We start from the raw sequence: 21360 nt of genomic DNA on the forward strand, positions 1-21360 counted from the left end.
CTAAACGAACGCCAAGGAAGTGTCAAGAAAAATTACTTATTATGAAGTTTTGTTATTTTTCGTTTGTGATAGGATGAGCAAGGAAGGAGAGATGAACATGAATCCATTTGGTCAAAATCGTTACCATACACTTAATGAGGCGTATCGACGAGAGTACGGGGGCAAGGTGTTTAAAGTGCCACTCGATGGCGGCTTCACATGTCCGAACCGTGACGGACGTGTCTCAAAAGGTGGATGCACGTTCTGTTCGGACGATGGCAGTGGTGATTTCGCGGGAAATGCTTGCGACCCGATTCCCGTTCAATTTGCAGAAGTGAAGGCTCGTCTCCACCGGAAGTGGAAGAGTGCCAAATATATTGCTTATTTCCAAGCGTTCAGTAACACGTACGCACCAGTCGAGCGGTTACGTGAATTGTATGAACCGGCATTAAAAGAGGATGGGGTCGTCGGTCTCTCGATTGCGACACGCCCTGACTGCTTACCGGACGACGTCGTCGCCTATTTAGCAGAGTTGAATGAACGGACGTCCCTTTGGGTGGAGCTCGGTCTTCAGACCATTCATGACACGACCGCTAAAAAGATCAATCGTGGGCACGACTATCAATCGTTTTTGACCGGTCTTGCCAAACTTCGCCGTCACAATATTCGTGTCTGCGTTCATATCATCAATGGTCTCCCAGGTGAGACACCAGAGATGATGCTCGACACGGCACGAGAAGTTGCTAAAATGGACATACAAGGAATCAAGATCCACTTACTTCACGTCTTGAAACACACACCGCTCGCCCGTCAATATGAGAAAGGACTGCTCGACTTGATGGAGGAAGACACATACGTCTCCCTCGTCTGCGATCAACTCGAACGAATCCCTCCCGAGGTGATTATCCATCGTTTGACAGGAGACGGTCCACCCGACCTCTTGATCGGTCCATTATGGAGCCGTCACAAGATGCAGGTGCTTAACAAGATTCGTGCGGAATTGGAGCGCCGGGATTCTTTCCAAGGAAAAAAGAAGGATGAGATCTATGGGATTAATGAGAGTACTACCTTTTGCAAAACAATTACTACATGACCATATCGAGGAAGGTCAGGTCGCCATCGATATGACGGCCGGGAACGGACACGATACGTTGTTTCTAGCGAATGCCGTAGGCGAGACAGGACATGTCTATGCCTTTGATATTCAATCAGAAGCTGTAGCAGCCACAAAGGCGCGGGTTGAAAAATCGGGTGTCAGTAATCGGGTGACCGTGATTCATGATAGTCATGATACGGTCCAAGCGGTCGTTGAAAAGGAAGCGCGGCCGATCACCGCGGCCGTCTTCAACTTAGGGTATTTACCGGGAAGCGACAAATCCATCACGACACACGGAAATACGACGATTGCCGCATTATCCCAACTATTAGACGTCATGGCCGTCGGTGGCGTTATCGTCATCGTGATTTACCACGGACATGAAAGTGGGAAAGTCGAACGAGACGAGGTGCTCCATTATGTAGAGTCCCTCGATCAAAAACAGGCAGGCGTCCTGCGTTATGGATTTATCAACCAAGTCAATCATCCCCCATTCATCGTGGCGATTGAAAAACGTGCATAATAAAAAGGCGGCTCATTAGAGTCGCCTTCTGTCATTCTTGAATCAATTCATAAAACGTCATGAGGGTTTCCGCGAATTTCGTGTTCAATCGTTCGTAACCAAAGTGTGGGAATCCTTCCAATCGCCGGATATACACTTGGTCCCCACCGATTTTCCGACAAACATTCAACGTCAACTTCACGTCCGCGAACTGGTCGTCTGGTGCATAGAAACAGGCGAGCGGAAGGCGTGGCAGATGCTTCTTCTCTTCCTGATGCTCGACGATTTCCTCTTCGATTTCTCGATATTGCGCATACGTGATTTCTCCGAATCGGGATGACTCGTCTCCCCCACCGGTGAATGTCATCATCCCGAGTGGCAAGTCAGGGCGAAAACGGTCGACAGCACTTGCGACGACTTGTTTCAATCCACCGATTTGACGAGTGGCATGCCAATCAAACAATGGGGAGATGTATGTGAGACTCCCGAGTGGCACATCGTACTCCTGCAAAAGGCGATTCGTTAAGAGTGCGCCAAGGCTGAATGCCACGACATGAATCGGTAATTTATATTCCCCTGCCTCGCGCAACGCTCGCTTGATCAGTTGCTTATGGTCACCTGCCGTCAATCCAATCGATTGATCGCGGACGACGATGACTTCGTACTCGTCCTCGAGCCGTCGAATAAAGTTCTCGCTGATCCGTGACGTGAATTGTAACGGATACACGATGACGATGACTCCTTTTCGTGCTTCTTCATTTGCCATACTGCCGTCACCTCGTTTATAGACTACATTCATTGTATCAAAAAAACATCAGCCGCAACTGATGTTTGAATAAAATCCGTCTGGAGGCTTAGCTCGGGTCATATCGTAAATGAATGAGTTCCATCGGACGATCATATACTTCTTCCTGGATACGATTCACTTCTTTGAAAGATTGATGTAAGAGGAAGGCAATCGCTTGATCATTCGAGCTTTCGACGTACACTTCCATCGGTTGTTCTTTTTTCGATTGAAGGTGAGCCAGAAAGGCTGCGCCGTAGCCGTTTCGATGATAATCGGGGTGCAGATAGAGGCGGAGCATCTCCCACATGTCACCGCGATCGATGGCATGACAAAATCCGATGACCTCTTCTTCATATTCGCCAACGATAAAATACTGTTCTCGTGCTTCTTCACTTGAACTGATTGCTCGTACAATCTCTTCTTGCCGATATGCGCGTTCCATCGCTCTCGTTCGATTGGAATCATCCTGTGAAATGGTCGCCAGCGCGATGTTCCGAATCAGCGTCGCATCTTCTGGCACTGCTTCCCTCATGTTCATGACAGCTTCCCCCTTTTGGCCAATCTATTTGTATCATTCCCTATCCCGGTGTTTTTATCCTGCTCCTTCATTTCTTTTTCATGACGATTCATCAGAAAACGTTACGTAGACATTGCTCTAGGGTATAACACAACCAATGCCAATCAAACGAAGGAGTGGAACCACATGGAACCTAGACAAGAACATGACCCGAAAGTAGAACAGACAGCAAACCCGAACCGCCAATTCGATCAATTGGACGGGGGAAGTCCAAAAATCAGTGTCGTGACCGGGATGTTGCTCGGTGCACTCGTCGGTGGTCTACTCGCCTTACTTAGCTCCTCGAACCGGGAGCAGACAAAGCAATCCCTCTCGAATGCGAAATCGTCGGTCGGGGGCATCGTCAACGAAGTGAAACAAGATCCTGCCGGAAAGGCGTCTCAAGTCATTGAACAAGTGAAGTCGGCCTCGACAAAGATTCAAGAAGTCTCTACAGATGTCCAAAACGTATACGAAAAAGTCGTCGGGGAAGTCGATACCGTGAAAGAGGACATCACTAAAATCGTCGAGACGGCTCAAGAGGCCAAGTCGGACTTACAGAACATCGGGGAGAAAGTCGTCGAAGCGAAGGATACGGCGCTTGGACAAGATCCGACAACCGATTCTTCATCCGATTCGAACAAACAGGTACCACCGACAGCATAAAAAAACGACCTTTCCTCGGAAAGGTCGTTTTTGATGATTACGCGAAACGTTTCGCGCCTTCTTCAAGAATGGCTGCTTTATCTGTTTGCTCCCATGGGAGTTCGATGTCTGTACGACCGAAGTGACCGTAAGCTGCCGTTTGTTTGTAGATTGGGCGACGAAGGTCAAGCATCTTGATGATGCCTGCTGGACGGAGATCGAAGTTCTCGCGAACGAGTTCAACGAGTTCCGTTTCGCTCAATTTACCTGTGCCGAACGTATCGACAGCGATTGATACTGGGTGTGCAACACCGATTGCGTATGCAAGTTGAACTTCTGCTTTATCAGCAAGTCCTGCTGCAACGATATTTTTCGCTACATAGCGGGCTGCGTATGCCGCTGAACGGTCAACTTTTGTAGGATCTTTACCAGAGAATGCGCCGCCACCGTGACGAGCGTATCCACCGTACGTATCAACGATGATCTTACGTCCTGTCAAACCTGCATCTCCTTGTGGTCCACCAATTACGAAGCGACCAGTCGGGTTGATGAAGTATTTTGTTTCAGCATCGATGAGTTCAGCCGGAATGACTGCCTCGATGACATGTTTTTTCAAGTCTTCTTGAATTTGCTCAAGTGTGATCTCTTCCGCGTGTTGCGTCGAAATAACGATCGTATCGATGCGAACTGGGTTGTTGTCCTCATCATACTCAACCGTTACTTGCGTCTTCCCGTCCGGACGAAGGTACTCGAGCGTACCGTTCTTACGTACTTCAGCAAGACGACGTGACAACTTGTGTGCCAACGAGATCGGAAGTGGCATGAGTTCAGGTGTCTCGTTTGTCGCATATCCGAACATGAGACCTTGGTCTCCTGCACCGATTGCATCGAGTTCCTCTTCAGTCATCTGACCTTCACGTGCTTCAAGGGCTTGGTCAACACCTTGCGCGATATCTACCGATTGCTCATCAATCGACGTCAAGACCGCACACGTTTCAGCATCGAAGCCATATTTTGCACGCGTGTATCCGATTTCGCGGATTGTTTCACGGACAACTTTCGGGATATCCACGTAAGTTGACGTTGTGATTTCACCAGCTACGAGTACAAGACCTGTTGTGACAGACGTTTCTGCCGCAACACGGGCATTCGGGTCTTCCGCTAAAATGGCATCCAAGATGGAGTCAGAAATCTGATCACAAATTTTGTCTGGATGTCCTTCAGTAACCGACTCTGAAGTAAAAAGTCGACGGTTCAATTTTGACATTCAAAAAACCTCCTATAATAAGGGTATTATGTGGACGGTACTCGTTCCCCTTACGCGTTGCTTTGGGACGGTAATGAAAAAAACCTCCCCCGATGACATACATTGGGAAAGGTTGAATCGTTCTTCCTTACCCTCTTATCGTTCGAAGCTAATGGCTTCGCTTCAGGATAGCACCTTTTCCGCACAAGACTTCATGTCGGACGGTTGCTGGGCTTCGTAGGGCCTTGTTCCCTCCACCGCTCAGAATAAGAGTATCCGTTACGAAAACCATCATATAAATGACACTCGATTATGTCAAGGGAATCAGACGAATTCGTAAAAGTTTTCACTGACTTGCAAAACATTTCTGTTTGTGAATCGTCAAACATTTTTTTATTTCGTTTCTGTTTTTTAACACCTTGTGATAAGAGAATGTGATAAAATGACTTTGTAAGAAAGCGCTTACTTAGAGAGAAGAAACGCTTGTGTTTAATTAGTGTGTCACATATAATTAAAAATGTCATACTGATTAATCGTAATCGCGGAAGTATGCGGATTTCATCCACATCTATTTAGGGGAAAGGTGGGATTCAGGATGGCGACAACGCTCCTGAAAATCGAAGAATTAATTAATGGTGCCTACATGTTACGGAACTTGACGGTTCCAGAGCTGGTGGAAGAAGCCATTCAAAATGGTGAAGGTGTACTGACAAAAGACGGGGCATTATCTGTCAGCACCGGTGCTTTTACTGGACGGTCACCGAAAGACAAATTCGTCGTACAAGATGAAGTCAGCAACAACCTCGTCGATTGGGGTAAAGTGAACCAACCGATCGCAGAAGAGAAGTTTTCAGCACTTCTCGACAAAGTACTCGACCATTTAGAAAAGAAGGATAAGCTGTATTATCTAGAAGCATCTGCTGGTGCAGATGAACACTATACGTTGCCGGTCCGTGCCATCACGGAGTATGCGTGGCACAGTCTGTTCGCTAAACAATTGTTCTTACGCGAATGGCCGACGAAAGGTGCGTTCGACCCGTTCACGGTCATTTATGCACCGAGCTATAAAGCAGACCCTGCCGTCGATGGTACGAACTCTGAGACGTTCATTCTCGTCTCATTCGCCAAGCGCACGATTCTGATCGGGGGAACAGAATACGGTGGCGAAATTAAAAAATCGATCTTCTCCGTCATGAACTTCTTGCTACCCGAGCAGAACGTGTTATCGATGCACTGTTCGGCAAATGTCAATGATACGAATGAAACGGCACTCTTCTTCGGATTGTCGGGCACTGGGAAGACAACGCTCTCGGCTGACCCTGAGCGTCATTTGATTGGAGACGACGAACACGGATGGTCACCGGACGGGGTCTTCAACATCGAAGGCGGTTGTTACGCGAAGACGATCAACTTGTCTCGTGAGAACGAACCGCAAATCTATGATGCGATTCGCTTCGGTTCATTGATTGAAAACGTCGTGTTGAATGAAGATCGTACACCGGACTATAAGAATATTTCCTTGACGGAAAACACGCGTGCGGCATATCCAATCGAGTTCATCGACAATGCGATGCTCCCATCACGCGCCGGTCATCCGAATACGATTGTCTTCTTGACGGCAGATGCCTATGGCGTCTTACCTCCGATCAGCAAACTGACGAAAGAACAGGCGATGTACCACTTCTTGTCGGGTTATACGTCAAAACTTGCTGGTACGGAGCGCGGTGTCACAGAACCACAGGCGACCTTCTCGACTTGCTTCGGTTCACCGTTCCTTCCGCTCGCTCCAGAGCGTTACGCGGATATGCTCGGTAAATTGATCGAGCAACACGACGTGGATGTCTACCTCGTCAACACAGGTTGGACTGGCGGTGCATACGGTGAAGGTTCACGTATGAAACTCGCTTACACGCGTGCGATGGTCAACGCCGCAGTCAACGGTCAACTTCGTGACGTCGAGACGAAGAAACATGACATTTTCAACGTCGAGATTCCAGTAGCCATCGAAGGCGTACCGAGTAACGTGCTCAATCCACGTGACACGTGGAGCGACCCAGCTCGCTACGATGTCGAGGCGAAGGCACTCGCGATGAAGTTCAAAGAGAACTTCACACGGTTCACGAAAGCGAGTGAATCGGTCATCGCAGCCGGTCCACTGGTCATCTAATACGAAAGCACCGACTCATCGAGTCGGTGCTTTTGCTTGTCGTAACATCCATTCCATCGCTTGTTCGGTCGTCTCCCATTTATCCCAAAATGGGAGTTGGTGTCCGAACGGAAGCACCCAAAACTCTGCCTGCTCCCCTAACTTCTCGGCGACTGCCGTCGCATGGCGCAAACGGACCTGCTCGTCATCCGTACCATGGATGATCAGCGTTGGTGCATCCCATTCCTTATAAAGCGGAGAACGTTCTGTATATGCTGTTTCTGCCGATTCGGGGTCTCCCCCCGTCATGCGACGTAACATCTTCCGCATCGAGCGTTGCTCTTCATATGTCCACTCTAGATTGGTCACACCGGCCCATGAGGTGACGGTAGTGACCGGTCGTTCAGATGCGAGAGAGAGTGCCATCATCCCGCCGCGTGAAAAACCGAGCGCATGAATCGGTCGTCCACTCGTTTGGACGCGATCATAGAGTGAGAGCACGTCCTCCAAATCCTCTCCACCGAAGTCTTCTTTTCCCGTGCCCCCGTGATTACCTCGATAAACCGGGGCCACCACATGAAAACCGCGTGCCGCAAACTGCATGAGGCGCGGTAACCGAACGTCCCCGATTCGTGCCGTTCCCCCTCGTAAGTACATCAACACCTGTCCATTCGACCGTTTCGGTTCAATCGAATAGGCGACGACCTCTTCCCCATCATTCGTCGTGTACCATCCACGCGTCACCCGGTAACCGGCGTATGGTGGCAACACGTCGATTCGATCAAACCAGTTGTTGCTCATGGAGCACCCTCATCGTTTCTGGTAAGACACGGTCCTTCATCATAAAGCTGTAACGTGGATTCCGTAGTAGGTTGTCCGGCAAGACATCGATCAAGACGGCCCCATCAGTCTCGTCGACTGCGGGATGATCTTCGAATCGTTCGATTTCCGCAAAATAAATGTTTTTGATGACGGTGTCGCCGCGGCCGAGCACACGATACTGCCCCATGTATCGTAATGTCTTGACGACGCCTCCAGTCTCTTCATATACTTCCCGGATGGCCGCGGCATCCTCATGTTCGCCCGGTTCGACTTTCCCACCTGGGAACTCGAGCCCGCGTTGTTTATGCTTCGTCAATACCCATTTGTCCTTGTAACGGGCGACGACCCAGACGTGGAGCGGCGTGTCTGAGAACGGATAATGGGTGAAGCTTAACTCGACTTGATTATGATAGTAATCCTTGAATGTCTTCATAGTCCATCCCTTTCTTTCCCCTGTCTACTCTCACTTTACCTTGTCTGCACCCAGTTTCAAACAAAAAAATCGGTCCGACGCGCGGACCGATTCGTTTTCTTATTGATTCAAGCGTTTTTCGAGTTCTGCTTTTTGTTCTTCATACCCTGGTTTACCGAGTAGTGCGAACATGTTCGCTTTGTATGCTTCGACGCCTGGCTGGTTGAACGGGTTCACCCCGAGGATGTATCCGCTCATCGCACATGCTTTCTCGAAGAAGTAGAACAAGTAACCGAGGTGGTACGGTGTCATCTCTGGCAATTCGACGACGAGGTTCGGTACGTCGCCATCTGTATGCGCGAGGAGCGTCCCTTCTGTCGCCTTGTCGTTCACGAACTGAATCGTTTCCCCTGCGAGGAAGTTCAAACCATCCAAGTCTTGTGCGTCTTCTGGGACGTTCATTGTGTGACGGACTTCTTTCACACGGATGACTGTCTCGAACAAGTCACGACGACCTTCTTGAATGTATTGACCCATCGAGTGAAGATCAGTCGAGAAGTCGACAGCCGCAGGGAAGATTCCTTTGTTGTCTTTTCCTTCAGATTCTCCGTAAAGCTGTTTCCACCACTCAGACACGTAGTGAAGGGCTGGCTCGTAGTTGACGAGCATCTCAATCGATTTGCCTTTCGCGTAAAGGGCGTTACGTACGACCGCATACTGATACGCTTCGTTCTCAGCCAATTCTGGTGAGCTGTAAGCGTTTTGTGCATCACGCGCCCCTTCCATCAAGGCATCGATATCGATTCCTGCAGCAGCAATCGGGAGAAGTCCGACCGGTGTGAGGACAGAGAAGCGTCCACCGACGTCATCTGGAATAACGAACGTCTCGTATCCTTCTGCGTCCGCGAGCGTCTTGAGGGCGCCACGGGCACGGTCTGTCGTCGCATAGATCCGCTCACGCGCTCCATCTTGACCGTACTTGTCTTCCATGAACTGCTTGAGGACACGGAATGCGATGGCAGGTTCTGTCGTCGTTCCTGATTTCGAGATGACGTTGATTGAGACCTCTTTCCCTTCAAGCACTTGAAGCAATTCTCTCATATACGTTGAAGAGATGTTGTGACCCGCATAGAATACTTGCGGCGCCTTGCGCTCTTCTTTTGACAATACGTTGAAGAACGAATGTTGAAGCATTTCGATCGCTGCACGGGCACCGAGGTAAGATCCTCCGATTCCGACGACGACGAGAACGTCTGAATTCTCGCGAATTCGTTCCGCCGCAGCTTTGATTCGTGCGAACTCATCTTGATCGTATTCGGTCGGAAGGTCGACCCACCCAAGAAAATCACTTCCGGCACCGCTCCGCTCGTGAATCACCGAGTGAAGGGTTTTTACCGTTTCTTGCATTTGGTCGATTTCATGCTTCCCTACGAATGAGAGCGCGTTTGAATAATCGAAACGTACAGTTGACATGTCATTTCCTCCTTTAAATCGCTCGTAAAAGAGCCATACATGACCCATCATAAACGGAAACGCTAGATTCGTTCAATCATTATTGCAAAATAGGCAAGAAATCGCCTTATTTACTGAGTTCGAGAATATGCGCGACATCTTCCCGTTCGAGTGTACGGAAACGACCGAATGCGCCACGTTTCATCGCAGAATCGAGAATCGCATCGAATGTCGACTCATCGATCTCATAGTCACGAAGCGAGTTCGGTGCACCGAGTTGGTCGAAGAATGCACGTACAGCTTGGATCGTACGTTTCCCTGTTTCCAAATCGTTCTCGCCAGGCTCCACATCGAACACTTCCGTACCGAGTCGAGCAAAGCGAGCCGCATTGTCTTCATCCAACACATGTTCCATCCAACGTGGGAAGAGGATCGCGAGGCCCCCAGCATGCGGGATGTCATGGACAGCAGATACGGCGTGTTCGATGTTGTGCGATGCCCAGTCACCGGCTGCACCCATTTGAAGTACACCATTCAATGCCATCGTACCTGAGAATAAGATGATGGCACGGAGGTCTACGTTTTCTAAATCGTTGACGAGTTTGGGTGCCGATTCGACGACCGCTTTCAACACACCTTCTGTCATGCGTTCTTGTACCGGCGCATGGTTCGGGTGGAAGTATTGCTCGAAACAGTGGCTCATCATGTCGACGATGCCATAAATTGTCTGGTCTTTTGGAACTGACACGGTGTAACGTGGATCGAGGATCGAGAATGTAGGGAATACAAGTGGGTGACCCCAACCGAACTTCTCTTGAGTCTCCCAGTTCGTGATGACCGATCCCGAGTTCATCTCCGACCCTGTCGCAGCGAGTGTAAGGACTGTCCCGAATGGTACCGCCTCTGTCGGGATATGTTCACGAAGTACGATGTCCCACGCGTCCCCGTCATATGGAATCGCTGCTGAAATCAGTTTTGTGCAGTCGATGACGGAACCGCCACCGACAGCTAGCAAGGCATCAACGTCCTTTTCACGCGCAAATTTCACCGCACGACGTACCGTCTCGATGCGTGGGTTCGGTTCAACACCTGAGAAGTCTACGTATGAGATACCGGCCTTTTCAAGCTCGGCCACGACTTCATCGTACGTCCCGTTCTTTTTGATGCTTCCGCCACCATAGACGAGCATCACTTTCTTCGCGTCAAGCGCTTCTAGTTCTCCACCTAATTTTTCGACCTGATGTGTCCCAAAAATTAGTTTTGTCGGGTTTTTGTATTCAAAGTTGTGCATAAGTTAACCTCCTCATAGAAATATGTAACACCTACACTATATACCCTGTTTTTACGGAATGAAAAGTATCGTGCTTACTGATAGATACGGTCGATGATGTGATGCAAGATGACCGCTTCCTCCGCTTGCCGATAGTTCGGCTCTTCTCCACAGGCCTCAAGGAAGAGTCGGATTTGCCGCTCATACGGGTCGTGTTCAGTCAAATAAACTGGTCGCTCGTCAAACAATGCCCCAAATTTCTCCGTGTGAAGTATGAGCGGGAACAGACTGGCTCCGGATTTCGTGCCACGACATTCCACTCGCATCGTATCTTTTTCCTCGATATTGGCCATGTAGCTGACGTCGAGTAATAAGGATGCTCCGTTTTCAAACGTGACCATCGCTCTCGCCGTATCCTCGACTGTGAGTGAACTCGCGTCCCATTCCCCCAGCAAGCCGACACCAGGACGATTCCCTAAATACTGACCGACATGACCGACGACCTCTCTCGGTTTCGGGTATCCCATCAAATGAAGCGCTAGGTCTAACATATGCACACCGATGTCGAGCAGGGCGCCCCCGCCTTGCAGTTCTTTATTCGTGAAGACTCCCCATCCCGGAATGCCACGTCGCCGAAGCGCGAGCGCCGTCGCTGCATAGATGTCTCCGAGTTCTCCCGCGTCAATCATTCGCTTCAACAGAACCGTATCCGCACGATGTCGGTAATGGAATCCGTAATGCAATGTTTTTCCGGCTCGTTTTGCCGCTTCCAACATCTCGATCGCTTCATTCTCTGAGATTCCCGGTGGCTTCTCACAGAGAACGTGACATCCTGCTTCAAGCGCAAGCAGCACTTGCTCTTTATGTAAGGCGTTTGGTGTACAGATACTGACCGCATCGAGATTTTCGCGTGAAAGCATCTCTTCGACCGTCTCATAAAGGTTCGGGATGCCGAACTGTCGTGCGACACGTTCCCCGTTTGCCCGTGTCCGGTTCATGACCGCTACCACATCCATGCCTGCTTTGACATAATTCGGGATATGGGCACTCGTCGCAATTCCTCCCGTTCCGATGATGCCAATCTTCATGCCATCCCCTCCTATTCGCTTTACAGTTTCGTCATTCAATTCGCCGATTCCTGTAAAATAAAAAAGGTGACCCGTTTAGAACGGGCCACCTTGGGACACTTACTTCTTGAAGTTTGTGTTTTTGATCCAGTCTTCAAGTTTGTCTTTGAGGACTGTGAATCCTGGAGCTTCTTCTTGCTTGAAGTTTGAAGATGCTTCGTTGCGGCGTGGCGCACGACGAGCTGGCTTCGCAGACTTCTCGCGTTTTGGAGCTTCTTGAGTCGCTTTCATTGAAAGCTTGATTTTTTTAGAAGCTTCGTCCACTTCAAGGATTTTCACTTCAACTTCTTGACCAACTTGAACGTAATCGTTTACGTCTTTTACGTAGTCGTGTGAGATTTCTGAAATGTGTACAAGACCTTGAGTCTCATCGTCGAGTGCTACGAAAGCACCGAAAGGTTGGATTCCTGTTACTTTACCTGTTAATACTTGATCTTTTTCGTATTTTGCCATTACAAACAACTCCTATGCTAAATTCATCAACTTACTATAACATACTTTTTTCGATAAAGTGTAGAATTTAGTAAAAAAGATTATTTTTGACGTGTTGGTATGTTTTAAAGTCGAAGTGCGGGGTAAATACAAATCAAGCAAGACTTCAAGTATTCCCCCCTGATTCCGCTAGGCGACTCGCCTAGCCCTTTTTTTGTTCAAAATGTCGTAAACGGCTTCTGATGACGAATCGGATAGACCGTTTCCCCAGCCATGTCGTTCAAAATGACCGCATTTCGATAGACTGCCATCCCGAGATTCGTCGCAGCCGGACCATGTGAATGCTCTATATTCGTGTGCGTAAACAGCTTTCCGCCTAGCGACTCGCTCATGATCACCTCATACGTGTCACGGACTGCCCATTCTCCCTCTACTTCCCATACAACCGGGAGCTGATTGATCCAAGATGGGATCACCGGGCGATACCCCGTCGCCACGACAACGAGATCGTACTCTCTTTCAATCACTTCTCCCGTATACCGTTGGGTCCCTTTCAAACGATGTGTTAACCAATCATAAGAAATCGATTCCACTTCGACCTGTGTCATCATATCAGCCTTCGTCGCTTTCGCTTCTGCCGTCCGATGATACAACGTCTCATAGATCAAGGTCATCGTCTCAGGATTGACACCATGACGGAAACGCTCGAATGACCCGAGTAGCTCTTGCCGAGCGTCGTACGGTAGTTTATGAAAATAATCGACATAATCCACACTAAAAATTTCATCCCCAAGCTTGCCTGCTTCGAGTGACTCAAATTGTTCGGAGCGTGTGATCCAGTCGACGCGTTGTTCATCCGTCGCTTCACGCAACAAGTCCAGAAAGACTTCCGCCGCACTCTGTCCACTCCCGACGACCGCGACACGATATCGGTCTTTGAGGACGTCCCGGTACGTCAAATAATCGCTCGTATGAATGACTTGTTCAAACCCGTCCGGCACGAATGGCGCCGCCCCTGTCCCTAGGACGAGATGTCTTGTATGAACTTGTGTCGATTGCCCGTCCGATTCGACGGTCACGAGGAAGCCCTCTTCTTCCGCTCGGACGTCAGATACATAATGACCGAAACGAATCGTCGACAGTTGGTTAACAACCCACCGCAAATAACGGTTGTATTCCGTTCGAGGAATCTTATCTTGTTCTTGCGTGATAAATGTTTGGAGTCGACCCGTATCACTCAAATAGTTCAGAAAACTCGATGGATGGGTCGGGTCCGCCAACGTGACGAGATCTTGTAAATAATGCGTTTGCATCGTCATCCCTTCAATCAACATGCCTTCATGCCACATCATCTCCGCGCGTTGCTCAAAGCAAACCCCATGCAGTTCAGTCTTCTCCGCAAGGGCCATGAGACCAAGATTATACGGACCACACCCGATTGCAACAAAGTCAAATTGTTTCATCCTCTTCACCTCGCCCGTCTTTTCCCTTTCGTTATATCGCTAAAACGCCAAAGAACTCTCACGAATGAGAGTCCTTGGCTACTGTGACTTCGAATTGTTTCATGAAACGTTGAATCCGGAGAATCGCTTCTTGTAGTTGTTCGAGCGAAGTCGCATAACTCGCTCGGACGAACCCTTCCCCGCTCTCACCAAAGGCGTTTCCAGGAACAACGGCGACACGTTCTTCGACGAGAAGACGTTCTGCAAATTCTTCACTCGTCAATCCAGTATGTCGAATCGAAGGGAAGGCATAGAATGCTCCGCCTGGCACGTGCGTCGGAAGCCCTGCTTCGTTCAGCGCTTGTATGAAATAGTTTCGACGTTGACGATAACTTTTCACCATGCTCGGCACGTGCTGATCACGGGTCCGAAGTGCCTCGAGTCCACCGAATTGAACGAGCGTCGGTGCACACATCATGCCGTATTGATGGACCTTTAACATCTCTCGCGTGACGATTTCCGGTGCGCATGTGAAGCCAAGGCGCCATCCAGTCATCGCGAACGCCTTCGAGAAACCGTTGACGACAATCGTCCGGTCTCGCATGTCGTGAAGCGTCGCAAAGCTGACAAATGGTTCGTCGTAACAGAGTTCCGCATAAATCTCATCGCTGACGACCCAAAGGTCATACTTTGTCGCGAGCTCTGCGATTTGTGCGAGTTCATCGCCATTCATCGTGGCGCCCGTCGGATTGGACGGGAAGCAAAGCAAGATCGCTTTCGTCCGTTCTGTGATGGCTTGCTCAACGTCTTCCCGATCGAGTCGAAACCCTTTTTCCGGACGACATGCGACAGGGACGACGGTCCCACCTGCCAACTCGATGAGTGGACCATATGAAACGAATGCCGGTTCGACCACGATGACCTCGTCCCCTGGATTGAGAAGGGCACGGAATGCGATGTCGAGCGCCTGCGATGCCCCAGTCGTGACAATCAATTCAGACGTCGGATCGTATTCGACTAAAAAGCGTTCTTTCATATAAGTAGCGATTTCTTCGCGCAACTCGATGAGACCGGCGTTGGCGCTATACGCTGTATAGCCTTCTTCGAGTGCGGCATAGCTCGCTTCTCGCACGTTCCATGGTGTGATGAAATCCGGTTCTCCCACCCCGAGAGAGACCACGTTATCCATCGTCTGTGCTAAGTCAAAGAAACGGCGAATGCCTGATGGCTTCATCGAGACGACTTGATTCGATAAAGACTTCATGGCGTGATGTTCAACCGCTTATCTTCAATTTGTGGGGTGAACAAGATCCCGTCATGTTTGTACGTCTTCAATTTGAAGTGGGTTGTCGTCGACAAGACCGAATCAAGCGGCGATAGCTTGTCTGAGACAAATGAGGCGACGTCTTGAAGCGAGTTCGCCCGAATGACGACTTGAAGGTCATAAGCTCCCGACATCAAATAAAGCGCCGTCACTTCTGGGAAGCGATAAATACGCTCGGCCACGTCGTCAAATCCGCGTCCTCGTTTCGGAGTGACTTTAACGTCAATGAAGGCAGTGACATCGTGACGATTGATTTTTTGCCAATTGACCATGGCACGAAATCCGAGGAGAATCCCGTCTTGCTTGAATTTCTCAAGCATCGATTCAATCGTCTCCTCATCGAGTGCCAACAAATCAGCCAACATCTTCGTCTCGAGATACCCTTTTTCTTCTAACAGCTCTAACAACTCAAGTTCTTTTGATGAATACATACTTATTCTCCTTCCGTTCGACCAGGTAGCACGCCTGTGAACGTTCTCTCTGTCTGTCTCACGAATGCACGTCGTTCCTCCTGAACGATATGGAAATTCTTCATCTCCATGTCTGTCAGACCGTGCTTTTGACAGAAATGATCAAAATAACGACGTCTCGTTTCATCCTGTTTTGCCGACAGGTTATCCGTCCCGTTGAAGGCGTAAAGTACCGTCGCACGCGCCGGGTGTGACACCGTGAATGCATCCATCACCCTCAACAAGAAATCCCAATCCCAGTAGTTATAGACGTCTTCGTCGAATAGACCGATCGTGTCATGAATCGATTTGCGATACATCGTGCCCGAAGGGATGAACGTCGAGTCCTGACGCATCCGCTCTCGATCAAACGCGTAAGCGAACGGTTCCCAGTCCGTCACGACACGACGGCCCGCTCTCCATTCGAATCGGAACAGCTCAGCATCCGAATAGACGAGGTCTGCCTGTTGAAGGTCGCGTAGCCCCTCCTCCAAGTGTGTCGGCATGAGCAAATCGTCATCGTCTAGTAACAAGATGACATCGCCTCTCGCCTCGAGAACACCACGATTACGGGCCCGGACGTGATGGTTCTCACCCACTTCAATGACACGTGCATCCAATTGATTCAAAAAAGGCGCCAAAAGATGTTGTTTTGGCGGCCCTTCATTATTCATGACCAAGACCTCAAACTGCTGAAATGTTTGGACCGTTAGACTTTCAAGCAGTTCCGTCAGTTCCGTCTCGCGTTTATAAGCCGGAATGACAATCGAGACAATCGGGTTCATCCGCGATATGCCGTCTCAACGAGTGGAAGAATTGCTTCCCAGCTCACACCGTTCTCCTTTGATACGGTCACAAAGTCACCATAAGCAAAGACACTCTCCACGCCTTCGATTTCAACTAACTTGGCGAGAAGCGGTTGATCTGTCGCTTCGCCCGCCTTCACACTTTGACTCTTGGCGCCAAACACGTTCTCTGGAAGTGTCACTTTCATCGCATTCGGATTCGGTGTTGGATCAATTCGTAACATTATTGGTTCCTCCTTATAGTTGGCAAGATGACGATACGAGGAGTCGCTGCGCCATCTCGAAAATCTCTGTTTCTGGTGGACACGCATCGAACGCTTCAAGAAGCGTTCGGCGAATCACTTCGGTCAATTGTTCGGGAGAATCGACATAGGTTAATGCCATCATGACTTCATCAAACTCAGGTCCGTATGAACCTGCCCCATAACCGAGTGGGTCCCATGTTAATAATAAGTCTTCTGTACGCACTTGTTAAACCCTTCTTTTCGCTGAAATTCCATGTCCTACTTCACCAATCTACCTTACTTTTTTCTCGGATACCAGCCTTGACAAATGGATTCATATTTCTTGATTCATCAGAACACTATATCTAGTATGAAATGAATATGCAGGTATTTTGATAAGTAACGTCAAATACAATCCATTCCACCTCAAACAAACGGATGAAATGTTTCATCAAGAGTGATGAAATCGAATTCATCAATTTGTGAAAAAACAAGCAAAGACATTACATAATTTTTTTCATCTCAGTTCTCTGTCTCAAATTGGGTCATGAAGCCCTTTTGGAGCAAAAGCAAAAAGGTGACGGGCACATTCCAGAATGTCAAGGATTGAAAAACTAAATATAGGTGTTTTATGATTAAAAAGATAAAAAAGTGTCAATATATAGTTAACGGGTATTTTGATTGTTAACACGATATTGTGACAGGTAAGGAAGTTCTTATTATCCTTTTATAACGTCTACACCATCTAAAGGAGTGATCTATTTTGACATCCCCTATCCACCACGAGACGATGCTACCAGCGGCTCCAACGCTTTCTGACGTCTCTTCTCTTATTCAATCTATCCAGACACGGTATCCTCACTTAAGCGTAGAGCGCTATGAAGAACGGGCTATTCGGGCGCTCGAGACAAAAACGCTAACACAAGATGTAGTATATGACTTATTGACGATGCATGCCCTCGATATGTTGAAAGCCGAAGAACCGGACTGGACGTTCGTGGCAACGGAAATGTACTTGAACCGCCTCTATCTTGAAGCGGCACGCAACCGCGGTTACGAAGCATCTATGCGTTATGGTAACTTCTATCAACTGGTCGAGACGTTAACATCAAAACGAATTTTCACGTCAGCTCTTCTCGATACGTATTCAAAAGAAGACATGGACCATCTCGAAACATTGATCGATCCATCCCGTGACCGTCTCTTCACATATATCGGACTCCGCACGTTGTCGGACCGCTATCTTGGGCGCGATCATGTGAAGAACCTTTATGAGCTTCCACAGGAGCGCTTCATGGTCATCGCAATGACGCTCATGCAAAAAGAAGACGAGACGACTCGCTTGAAGCTCGTCGAAGAAGCTTATTGGGCTTTATCAAACCTTTATATGACGGTCGCGACACCAACGTTGTCAAACGCCGGCAAATCATATGGACAGCTCAGCTCTTGTTTCATTGATACAGTCGACGACTCTCTCCGTGGCATCTATGATTCGAACACCGATGTGGCGACACTCTCAAAAGGTGGCGGCGGAATCGGTGTCTACCTCGGGAAAATCCGTTCACGCGGTAGTGACATCAAAGGATTCAAAGGCGTCTCAAGTGGTGCTCTTCCTTGGATGAAGCAGTTGAATAACACAGCCGTCTCGGTCGACCAACTCGGTATGCGTCAAGGCTCTATTGCCGTCTATTTAGACATTTGGCATAAGGACATCTTCGAATTTCTCGACGCGAAATTGAACAACGGGGATGAGCGCCTCCGGACACACGACTTGTTCACAGGCGTCTGCCTCCCAGATCTCTTCATGCGTACGGTCGAGGCACGCGGCGACTGGCACTTGTTCGATCCACACGAGATTCGTACCGTGATGGGATATAGCCTTGAAGACTATTTTGACGAATCAGAGAACGGTGGAAGCTTCACAGAGAAATATATGGAATGTGTCAACACGCCAGAATTATCTCGTGTGACAGTTCCAGCCATCGACCTTGTAAAACGTTACATGCGCTCACAACTTGAAACAGGTACACCATATATGTTCTTCCGAGACGCAGTGAACCGCGCAAACCCAAACAAACATGCAGGGATGATTTACAGTTCAAACCTTTGTTCCGAAATCGCGCAAAACATGTCGGCAACGACAATCGAAGAAGAATACACACAAGACGGAAAAATCGTCATCACAAAGACACCTGGTGATTTCGTCGTCTGTAACTTGAGTTCAATCGCACTTGCTCGTGCCGTGAAAGCCGATGTGCTCGAACGACTCATCCCGATTCAAATGCGTATGCTCGATAACGTCATCGATTTGAATACGATCGAAGTGCCACAAGCGATGATCACGAACCAGAAGTATCGTGCAGTCGGTCTAGGAACGTTCGGTTGGCATCACTTGCTCGCACTAGAAGGAATCCGTTGGGAATCGGTCGATGCCGTTCAATATGCAGAGAAACTCTATGAAAAAATCGCGTATCTCACAATCCAAGCATCGATGGAACTCGCCAAAGAAAAAGGAGCATTCGGCGTCTTCGAAGGTTCAGAATGGCATACAGGCGAATACTTCAAGCGCCGGAACTATCGTTCACACGACGACCTCGATTGGGACGGTCTCGCAGCAGAAGTACATCAAAACGGCGTCCGTAACGCCTATATGATGGCCGTTGCACCAAACTCATCGACGGCGATTATCGCTGGTAGTACCGCATCGATTGACCCGGTCTACAAAAAGGTCTACTCAGAAGAGAAGAAAAACTATAAGATTCCAGTCACGGTTCCCGACTTGACGCCGGACACGAACTGGTTCTATAAATCAGCATTTGAAATTGATCAATTATGGAGCATCCGTCAAAACGCGGCTCGCCAGCGCCACATCGACCAAGCAATCAGCTTCAACTTATACGTGAAGAACGATGTAAAAGCGACAGAGCTTCTTGCGATGCACCTCGAGGCATGGTCTCTTGGCATGAAGTCGATTTACTACACTCGTTCGACGACCGTCGAAGTCGACGAATGTGAGTCGTGCGCTTCGTAAACCGTCGTCATAATCATTATGTACATTTTATAGAAAGGTGGTCCACCCTATGAACATCGCAATCATCTGTCATTCGATGAGTGGAAACACGGAAGAAGTGGCATCGCTCATCGAATCGACACATCATCGCCGTGGCGATACGGTCGTCCGCTATGATGCCGATCGCGTCGGATATCGCGAAGCAAAGTCGCTCGCTTCGTTCGACCTCGTCTATTTCGGCTCTTACACGTGGGCAGACGGAATCTTACCAGACGAAATGAAAGATACGTTCCGCCTCGTGTTAAAGGAACTCCAAGTGCCGATTCGACAAGCTGCGGTATTCGGAACCGGTGACAAGATGTTTGTACATTTCTGTCGCGCTGTTGACGAGATGGCGTACCACCTTTCAAAATACGGAATCCCACTTGCCGGGGAACTGCTTAAAATCGAGCAGTCCCCACGTAACCAACCGTTCAACGTCCAACATTGGGCAGAGCGGATGGCTCACCATGTAGAAGAAGGAGTTATGCATCATGTCGATTCAGAAAATCAAATTATTGTCGCCCAAACATCCTAACCGGGCAACCGCCATCATTGGCGGGGAAACGAGTTCGATCGTCAATTGGAACGATATCGCGTATCCTCAGTTCTATACCATTTACAAACAGTTATTATCGAACTTTTGGATTCCTGATGAGATCTCAATGTCTAAGGATATGCAACAATGGCCGCAATTGACTGAACGTGAACAGGATGCATTCAAACGGATCATCGGACTGCTCTCGATTCTCGACTCGGTCCAGACACGATACATCCTCGAGTCTTCTATGTTCTCATCTGACTCGTCTGTACACGCCGTTCTCGCGGTCATCGCACAACAAGAGGTCGTGCACAATCAATCATACAGCTATGTCCTATCAAGTCTCGTGCCACTCGCTGAACAAAATCGAATCTTTGACATCGCCAAAGATGATGAAATGGTCATGAAGCGCAATCAATTCATCTTGGACTTATATGAAGCGTTCCGCGAGACTCCGAACGCTGAAAACTTTGCGAAATCACTCGTTGCATCCGTCATTCTAGAAGGCATCAACTTCTATTCAGGATTCGCTTATTTCTACAATCTCGCCCGCCACCAAAAGATGGTCGGTACATCCACGATGATCAGTTATATCCAACGTGATGAGATGCAACATTCTTACTTCATCAGCCAGCTCTTACGTGCCGTGCTGACAGAAAATCCGAAGATTGATGAAAACGGAAAGTTCAGTCAGTTCGTATACGACACGATGGCAGAAGCGGTCGACCTTGAGATCGAGTGGTGTGAATACGTTCTCCGTGACCTCGATGGACTCGACGTCAGTGAAATGCGAGACTACGTCAAATACTTGGCGAATAAACGCCTCCGCGTCATCGGTCTGAATGACTTGTATGAAGGATTTGACGAAGATGTCATGCCTTGGATCCGGGCATACTCAGATGACTCGCTCAATGCGACAAAATCTGATTTCTTCGAACAAAAGTCACGTTCTTATGCGAAAGTGACAGACGCGAACGGATTTGATGATCTATAAAATTGAACCGAACCGATTTAATCGGTTCGGTTTTTTGTACATCGAAAAAACCCAGACAA

Annotated in this window: 22 protein-coding genes and 1 riboswitch; of the genes, 7 read left to right on the plus strand and 15 right to left on the minus strand. The window is 48.7% G+C overall.

Annotated elements, in window-relative coordinates; all coding sequences use genetic code 11:
* Positions 1–97 precede the first annotated feature (97 nt).
* Together mnmL and mnmM are read left to right on the plus strand one after the other, a co-directional pair.
* Positions 98–1072, plus strand: coding sequence for a tRNA modification radical SAM protein MnmL/YtqA (gene mnmL, locus KNO72_RS06020; protein WP_214683932.1), 975 nt, complete (start codon positions 98–100; stop codon positions 1070–1072).
* Positions 1026–1598 carry a tRNA 5-(aminomethyl)-2-thiouridylate-methyltransferase MnmM gene (mnmM, locus tag KNO72_RS06025; protein ID WP_078147227.1) on the plus strand — a complete coding sequence of 191 codons (573 nt, stop codon included), beginning with the start codon at positions 1026–1028 and terminating at the stop codon, positions 1596–1598. Before mnmL ends, mnmM begins: the two co-directional genes overlap by 47 nt.
* A gap of 31 nt (positions 1599–1629) precedes the next feature.
* Here mnmM and KNO72_RS06030 read toward each other — a convergent pair whose 3' ends face one another.
* Positions 1630–2343 (minus strand): alpha/beta hydrolase, encoded by a 714-nt coding sequence (locus tag KNO72_RS06030; RefSeq protein ID WP_012726789.1) that lies wholly within the window; start codon positions 2341–2343, stop codon positions 1630–1632.
* 88 nt (positions 2344–2431) lie between these two features.
* Complete coding sequence (locus tag KNO72_RS06035) at positions 2432–2902, minus strand: GNAT family N-acetyltransferase (protein WP_012726790.1); 471 nt, start codon at positions 2900–2902, stop codon at positions 2432–2434.
* Between the two features lie 165 nt (positions 2903–3067).
* Between KNO72_RS06035 and KNO72_RS06040 the strand changes: the two genes are divergently transcribed.
* Positions 3068–3586, plus strand: a complete 519-nt coding sequence (locus KNO72_RS06040) for a hypothetical protein (protein WP_214757509.1) — start codon at positions 3068–3070, stop codon at positions 3584–3586.
* A gap of 37 nt (positions 3587–3623) precedes the next feature.
* On the opposite strand, the gene metK is transcribed toward KNO72_RS06040, so the two are convergent.
* Positions 3624–4832: a methionine adenosyltransferase gene (metK, locus tag KNO72_RS06045; protein WP_012726792.1), complete on the minus strand. Its 1209-nt coding sequence runs from the start codon at positions 4830–4832 to the stop codon at positions 3624–3626.
* 132 nt (positions 4833–4964) lie between these two features.
* Positions 4965–5084: riboswitch (SAM riboswitch) on the minus strand.
* A gap of 322 nt (positions 5085–5406) precedes the next feature.
* Here metK and pckA point away from each other — a divergent pair.
* On the plus strand, positions 5407–6978 hold the full coding sequence (gene pckA, locus KNO72_RS06050) for a phosphoenolpyruvate carboxykinase (ATP) (protein ID WP_214757511.1): 1572 nt from the start codon (positions 5407–5409) through the stop codon (positions 6976–6978).
* Between the two features lie 15 nt (positions 6979–6993).
* On the opposite strand, the gene KNO72_RS06055 is transcribed toward pckA, so the two are convergent.
* The 12 genes from KNO72_RS06055 to KNO72_RS06110 all read right to left on the minus strand — a co-directional run bounded on the left by KNO72_RS06055 (position 6994) and on the right by KNO72_RS06110 (position 16961).
* A complete protein-coding gene (locus KNO72_RS06055) occupies positions 6994–7758 on the minus strand; it encodes an alpha/beta hydrolase family protein (RefSeq protein ID WP_031423073.1) in 765 nt (254 codons plus the stop codon).
* Positions 7739–8212, minus strand: a complete 474-nt coding sequence (gene ytkD / locus KNO72_RS06060; protein WP_012726795.1) for an RNA deprotection pyrophosphohydrolase — start codon at positions 8210–8212, stop codon at positions 7739–7741. Before ytkD ends, KNO72_RS06055 begins: the two co-directional genes overlap by 20 nt.
* Positions 8213–8311: 99 nt before the next feature.
* Positions 8312–9664 (minus strand): glucose-6-phosphate isomerase, encoded by a 1353-nt coding sequence (locus tag KNO72_RS06065; RefSeq protein ID WP_012726796.1) that lies wholly within the window; start codon positions 9662–9664, stop codon positions 8312–8314.
* Positions 9665–9770: 106 nt separating this feature from the next.
* Positions 9771–10934: an iron-containing alcohol dehydrogenase gene (locus KNO72_RS06070; RefSeq protein WP_214757513.1), complete on the minus strand. Its 1164-nt coding sequence runs from the start codon at positions 10932–10934 to the stop codon at positions 9771–9773.
* A 74-nt stretch (positions 10935–11008) separates the two neighbouring features.
* On the minus strand, positions 11009–12001 hold the full coding sequence (locus KNO72_RS06075) for a Gfo/Idh/MocA family protein (protein ID WP_214757515.1): 993 nt from the start codon (positions 11999–12001) through the stop codon (positions 11009–11011).
* Positions 12002–12100: 99 nt separating this feature from the next.
* Positions 12101–12493, minus strand: a complete 393-nt coding sequence (gene yugI, locus KNO72_RS06080) for a S1 domain-containing post-transcriptional regulator GSP13 (protein WP_074033496.1) — start codon at positions 12491–12493, stop codon at positions 12101–12103.
* Positions 12494–12690: 197 nt separating this feature from the next.
* Entirely contained in the window at positions 12691–13935 is a 1245-nt protein-coding gene (locus KNO72_RS06085; protein WP_214757517.1) for a lysine N(6)-hydroxylase/L-ornithine N(5)-oxygenase family protein, read from the minus strand.
* A gap of 58 nt (positions 13936–13993) precedes the next feature.
* The gene (locus KNO72_RS06090; RefSeq protein ID WP_074036420.1) at positions 13994–15178 is read right to left on the minus strand and encodes an aminotransferase; all 1185 of its coding nucleotides are present in this window, start codon (positions 15176–15178) and stop codon (positions 13994–13996) included.
* Complete coding sequence (locus KNO72_RS06095) at positions 15175–15669, minus strand: Lrp/AsnC family transcriptional regulator (RefSeq protein ID WP_214687052.1); 495 nt, start codon at positions 15667–15669, stop codon at positions 15175–15177. The genes KNO72_RS06090 and KNO72_RS06095 overlap by 4 nt, the downstream gene beginning before the upstream one ends.
* 2 nt (positions 15670–15671) lie before the next feature.
* On the minus strand, positions 15672–16472 hold the full coding sequence (locus KNO72_RS06100; protein WP_012726803.1) for a glycosyltransferase family 2 protein: 801 nt from the start codon (positions 16470–16472) through the stop codon (positions 15672–15674).
* Entirely contained in the window at positions 16469–16717 is a 249-nt protein-coding gene (locus KNO72_RS06105) for a NifU N-terminal domain-containing protein (RefSeq protein ID WP_074036416.1), read from the minus strand. The genes KNO72_RS06100 and KNO72_RS06105 overlap by 4 nt, the downstream gene beginning before the upstream one ends.
* A 13-nt stretch (positions 16718–16730) precedes the next feature.
* On the minus strand, positions 16731–16961 hold the full coding sequence (locus KNO72_RS06110; protein ID WP_074036415.1) for a DUF1871 family protein: 231 nt from the start codon (positions 16959–16961) through the stop codon (positions 16731–16733).
* A gap of 531 nt (positions 16962–17492) precedes the next feature.
* Between KNO72_RS06110 and KNO72_RS06115 the strand changes: the two genes are divergently transcribed.
* Genes KNO72_RS06115 through KNO72_RS06125 form a run of 3 tightly spaced genes read left to right on the plus strand, consistent with a single transcriptional unit; the run spans position 17493 to position 21301 of the window.
* Entirely contained in the window at positions 17493–19748 is a 2256-nt protein-coding gene (locus KNO72_RS06115) for a ribonucleoside-diphosphate reductase subunit alpha (RefSeq protein WP_371730226.1), read from the plus strand.
* Positions 19749–19797: 49 nt separating this feature from the next.
* Positions 19798–20304: a flavodoxin domain-containing protein gene (locus KNO72_RS06120; protein WP_012726807.1), complete on the plus strand. Its 507-nt coding sequence runs from the start codon at positions 19798–19800 to the stop codon at positions 20302–20304.
* Positions 20261–21301: a ribonucleotide-diphosphate reductase subunit beta gene (locus KNO72_RS06125; protein ID WP_074036411.1), complete on the plus strand. Its 1041-nt coding sequence runs from the start codon at positions 20261–20263 to the stop codon at positions 21299–21301. The genes KNO72_RS06120 and KNO72_RS06125 overlap by 44 nt, the downstream gene beginning before the upstream one ends.
* Positions 21302–21360: the final 59 nt, after the last annotated feature.

It is taken from the genome of Exiguobacterium sp. s123 (assembly GCF_018617075.1).
In the GTDB taxonomy this organism is placed as follows: domain Bacteria; phylum Bacillota; class Bacilli; order Exiguobacteriales; family Exiguobacteriaceae; genus Exiguobacterium; species Exiguobacterium profundum.

What these genes read in the sequence shown, in the direction of transcription:
- mnmL (WP_214683932.1), top strand. Translation starts at nt 98, where the DNA reads ATGAATCCATTTGGTCAAAATCGTTACCATACACTTAATGAGGCGTAT.
- mnmM (WP_078147227.1), top strand. Translation starts at nt 1,026, where the DNA reads ATGGGATTAATGAGAGTACTACCTTTTGCAAAACAATTACTACATGAC.
- KNO72_RS06030 (WP_012726789.1), bottom strand. Translation starts at nt 2,343, where the DNA reads ATGGCAAATGAAGAAGCACGAAAAGGAGTCATCGTCATCGTGTATCCG.
- KNO72_RS06035 (WP_012726790.1), bottom strand. Translation starts at nt 2,902, where the DNA reads ATGAACATGAGGGAAGCAGTGCCAGAAGATGCGACGCTGATTCGGAAC.
- KNO72_RS06040 (WP_214757509.1), top strand. Translation starts at nt 3,068, where the DNA reads ATGGAACCTAGACAAGAACATGACCCGAAAGTAGAACAGACAGCAAAC.
- metK (WP_012726792.1), bottom strand. Translation starts at nt 4,832, where the DNA reads ATGTCAAAATTGAACCGTCGACTTTTTACTTCAGAGTCGGTTACTGAA.
- pckA (WP_214757511.1), top strand. Translation starts at nt 5,407, where the DNA reads ATGGCGACAACGCTCCTGAAAATCGAAGAATTAATTAATGGTGCCTAC.
- KNO72_RS06055 (WP_031423073.1), bottom strand. Translation starts at nt 7,758, where the DNA reads ATGAGCAACAACTGGTTTGATCGAATCGACGTGTTGCCACCATACGCC.
- ytkD (WP_012726795.1), bottom strand. Translation starts at nt 8,212, where the DNA reads ATGAAGACATTCAAGGATTACTATCATAATCAAGTCGAGTTAAGCTTC.
- KNO72_RS06065 (WP_012726796.1), bottom strand. Translation starts at nt 9,664, where the DNA reads ATGTCAACTGTACGTTTCGATTATTCAAACGCGCTCTCATTCGTAGGG.
- KNO72_RS06070 (WP_214757513.1), bottom strand. Translation starts at nt 10,934, where the DNA reads ATGCACAACTTTGAATACAAAAACCCGACAAAACTAATTTTTGGGACA.
- KNO72_RS06075 (WP_214757515.1), bottom strand. Translation starts at nt 12,001, where the DNA reads ATGAAGATTGGCATCATCGGAACGGGAGGAATTGCGACGAGTGCCCAT.
- yugI (WP_074033496.1), bottom strand. Translation starts at nt 12,493, where the DNA reads ATGGCAAAATACGAAAAAGATCAAGTATTAACAGGTAAAGTAACAGGA.
- KNO72_RS06085 (WP_214757517.1), bottom strand. Translation starts at nt 13,935, where the DNA reads ATGAAACAATTTGACTTTGTTGCAATCGGGTGTGGTCCGTATAATCTT.
- KNO72_RS06090 (WP_074036420.1), bottom strand. Translation starts at nt 15,178, where the DNA reads ATGAAGTCTTTATCGAATCAAGTCGTCTCGATGAAGCCATCAGGCATT.
- KNO72_RS06095 (WP_214687052.1), bottom strand. Translation starts at nt 15,669, where the DNA reads ATGTATTCATCAAAAGAACTTGAGTTGTTAGAGCTGTTAGAAGAAAAA.
- KNO72_RS06100 (WP_012726803.1), bottom strand. Translation starts at nt 16,472, where the DNA reads ATGAACCCGATTGTCTCGATTGTCATTCCGGCTTATAAACGCGAGACG.
- KNO72_RS06105 (WP_074036416.1), bottom strand. Translation starts at nt 16,717, where the DNA reads ATGTTACGAATTGATCCAACACCGAATCCGAATGCGATGAAAGTGACA.
- KNO72_RS06120 (WP_012726807.1), top strand. Translation starts at nt 19,798, where the DNA reads ATGAACATCGCAATCATCTGTCATTCGATGAGTGGAAACACGGAAGAA.
- KNO72_RS06125 (WP_074036411.1), top strand. Translation starts at nt 20,261, where the DNA reads ATGTCGATTCAGAAAATCAAATTATTGTCGCCCAAACATCCTAACCGG.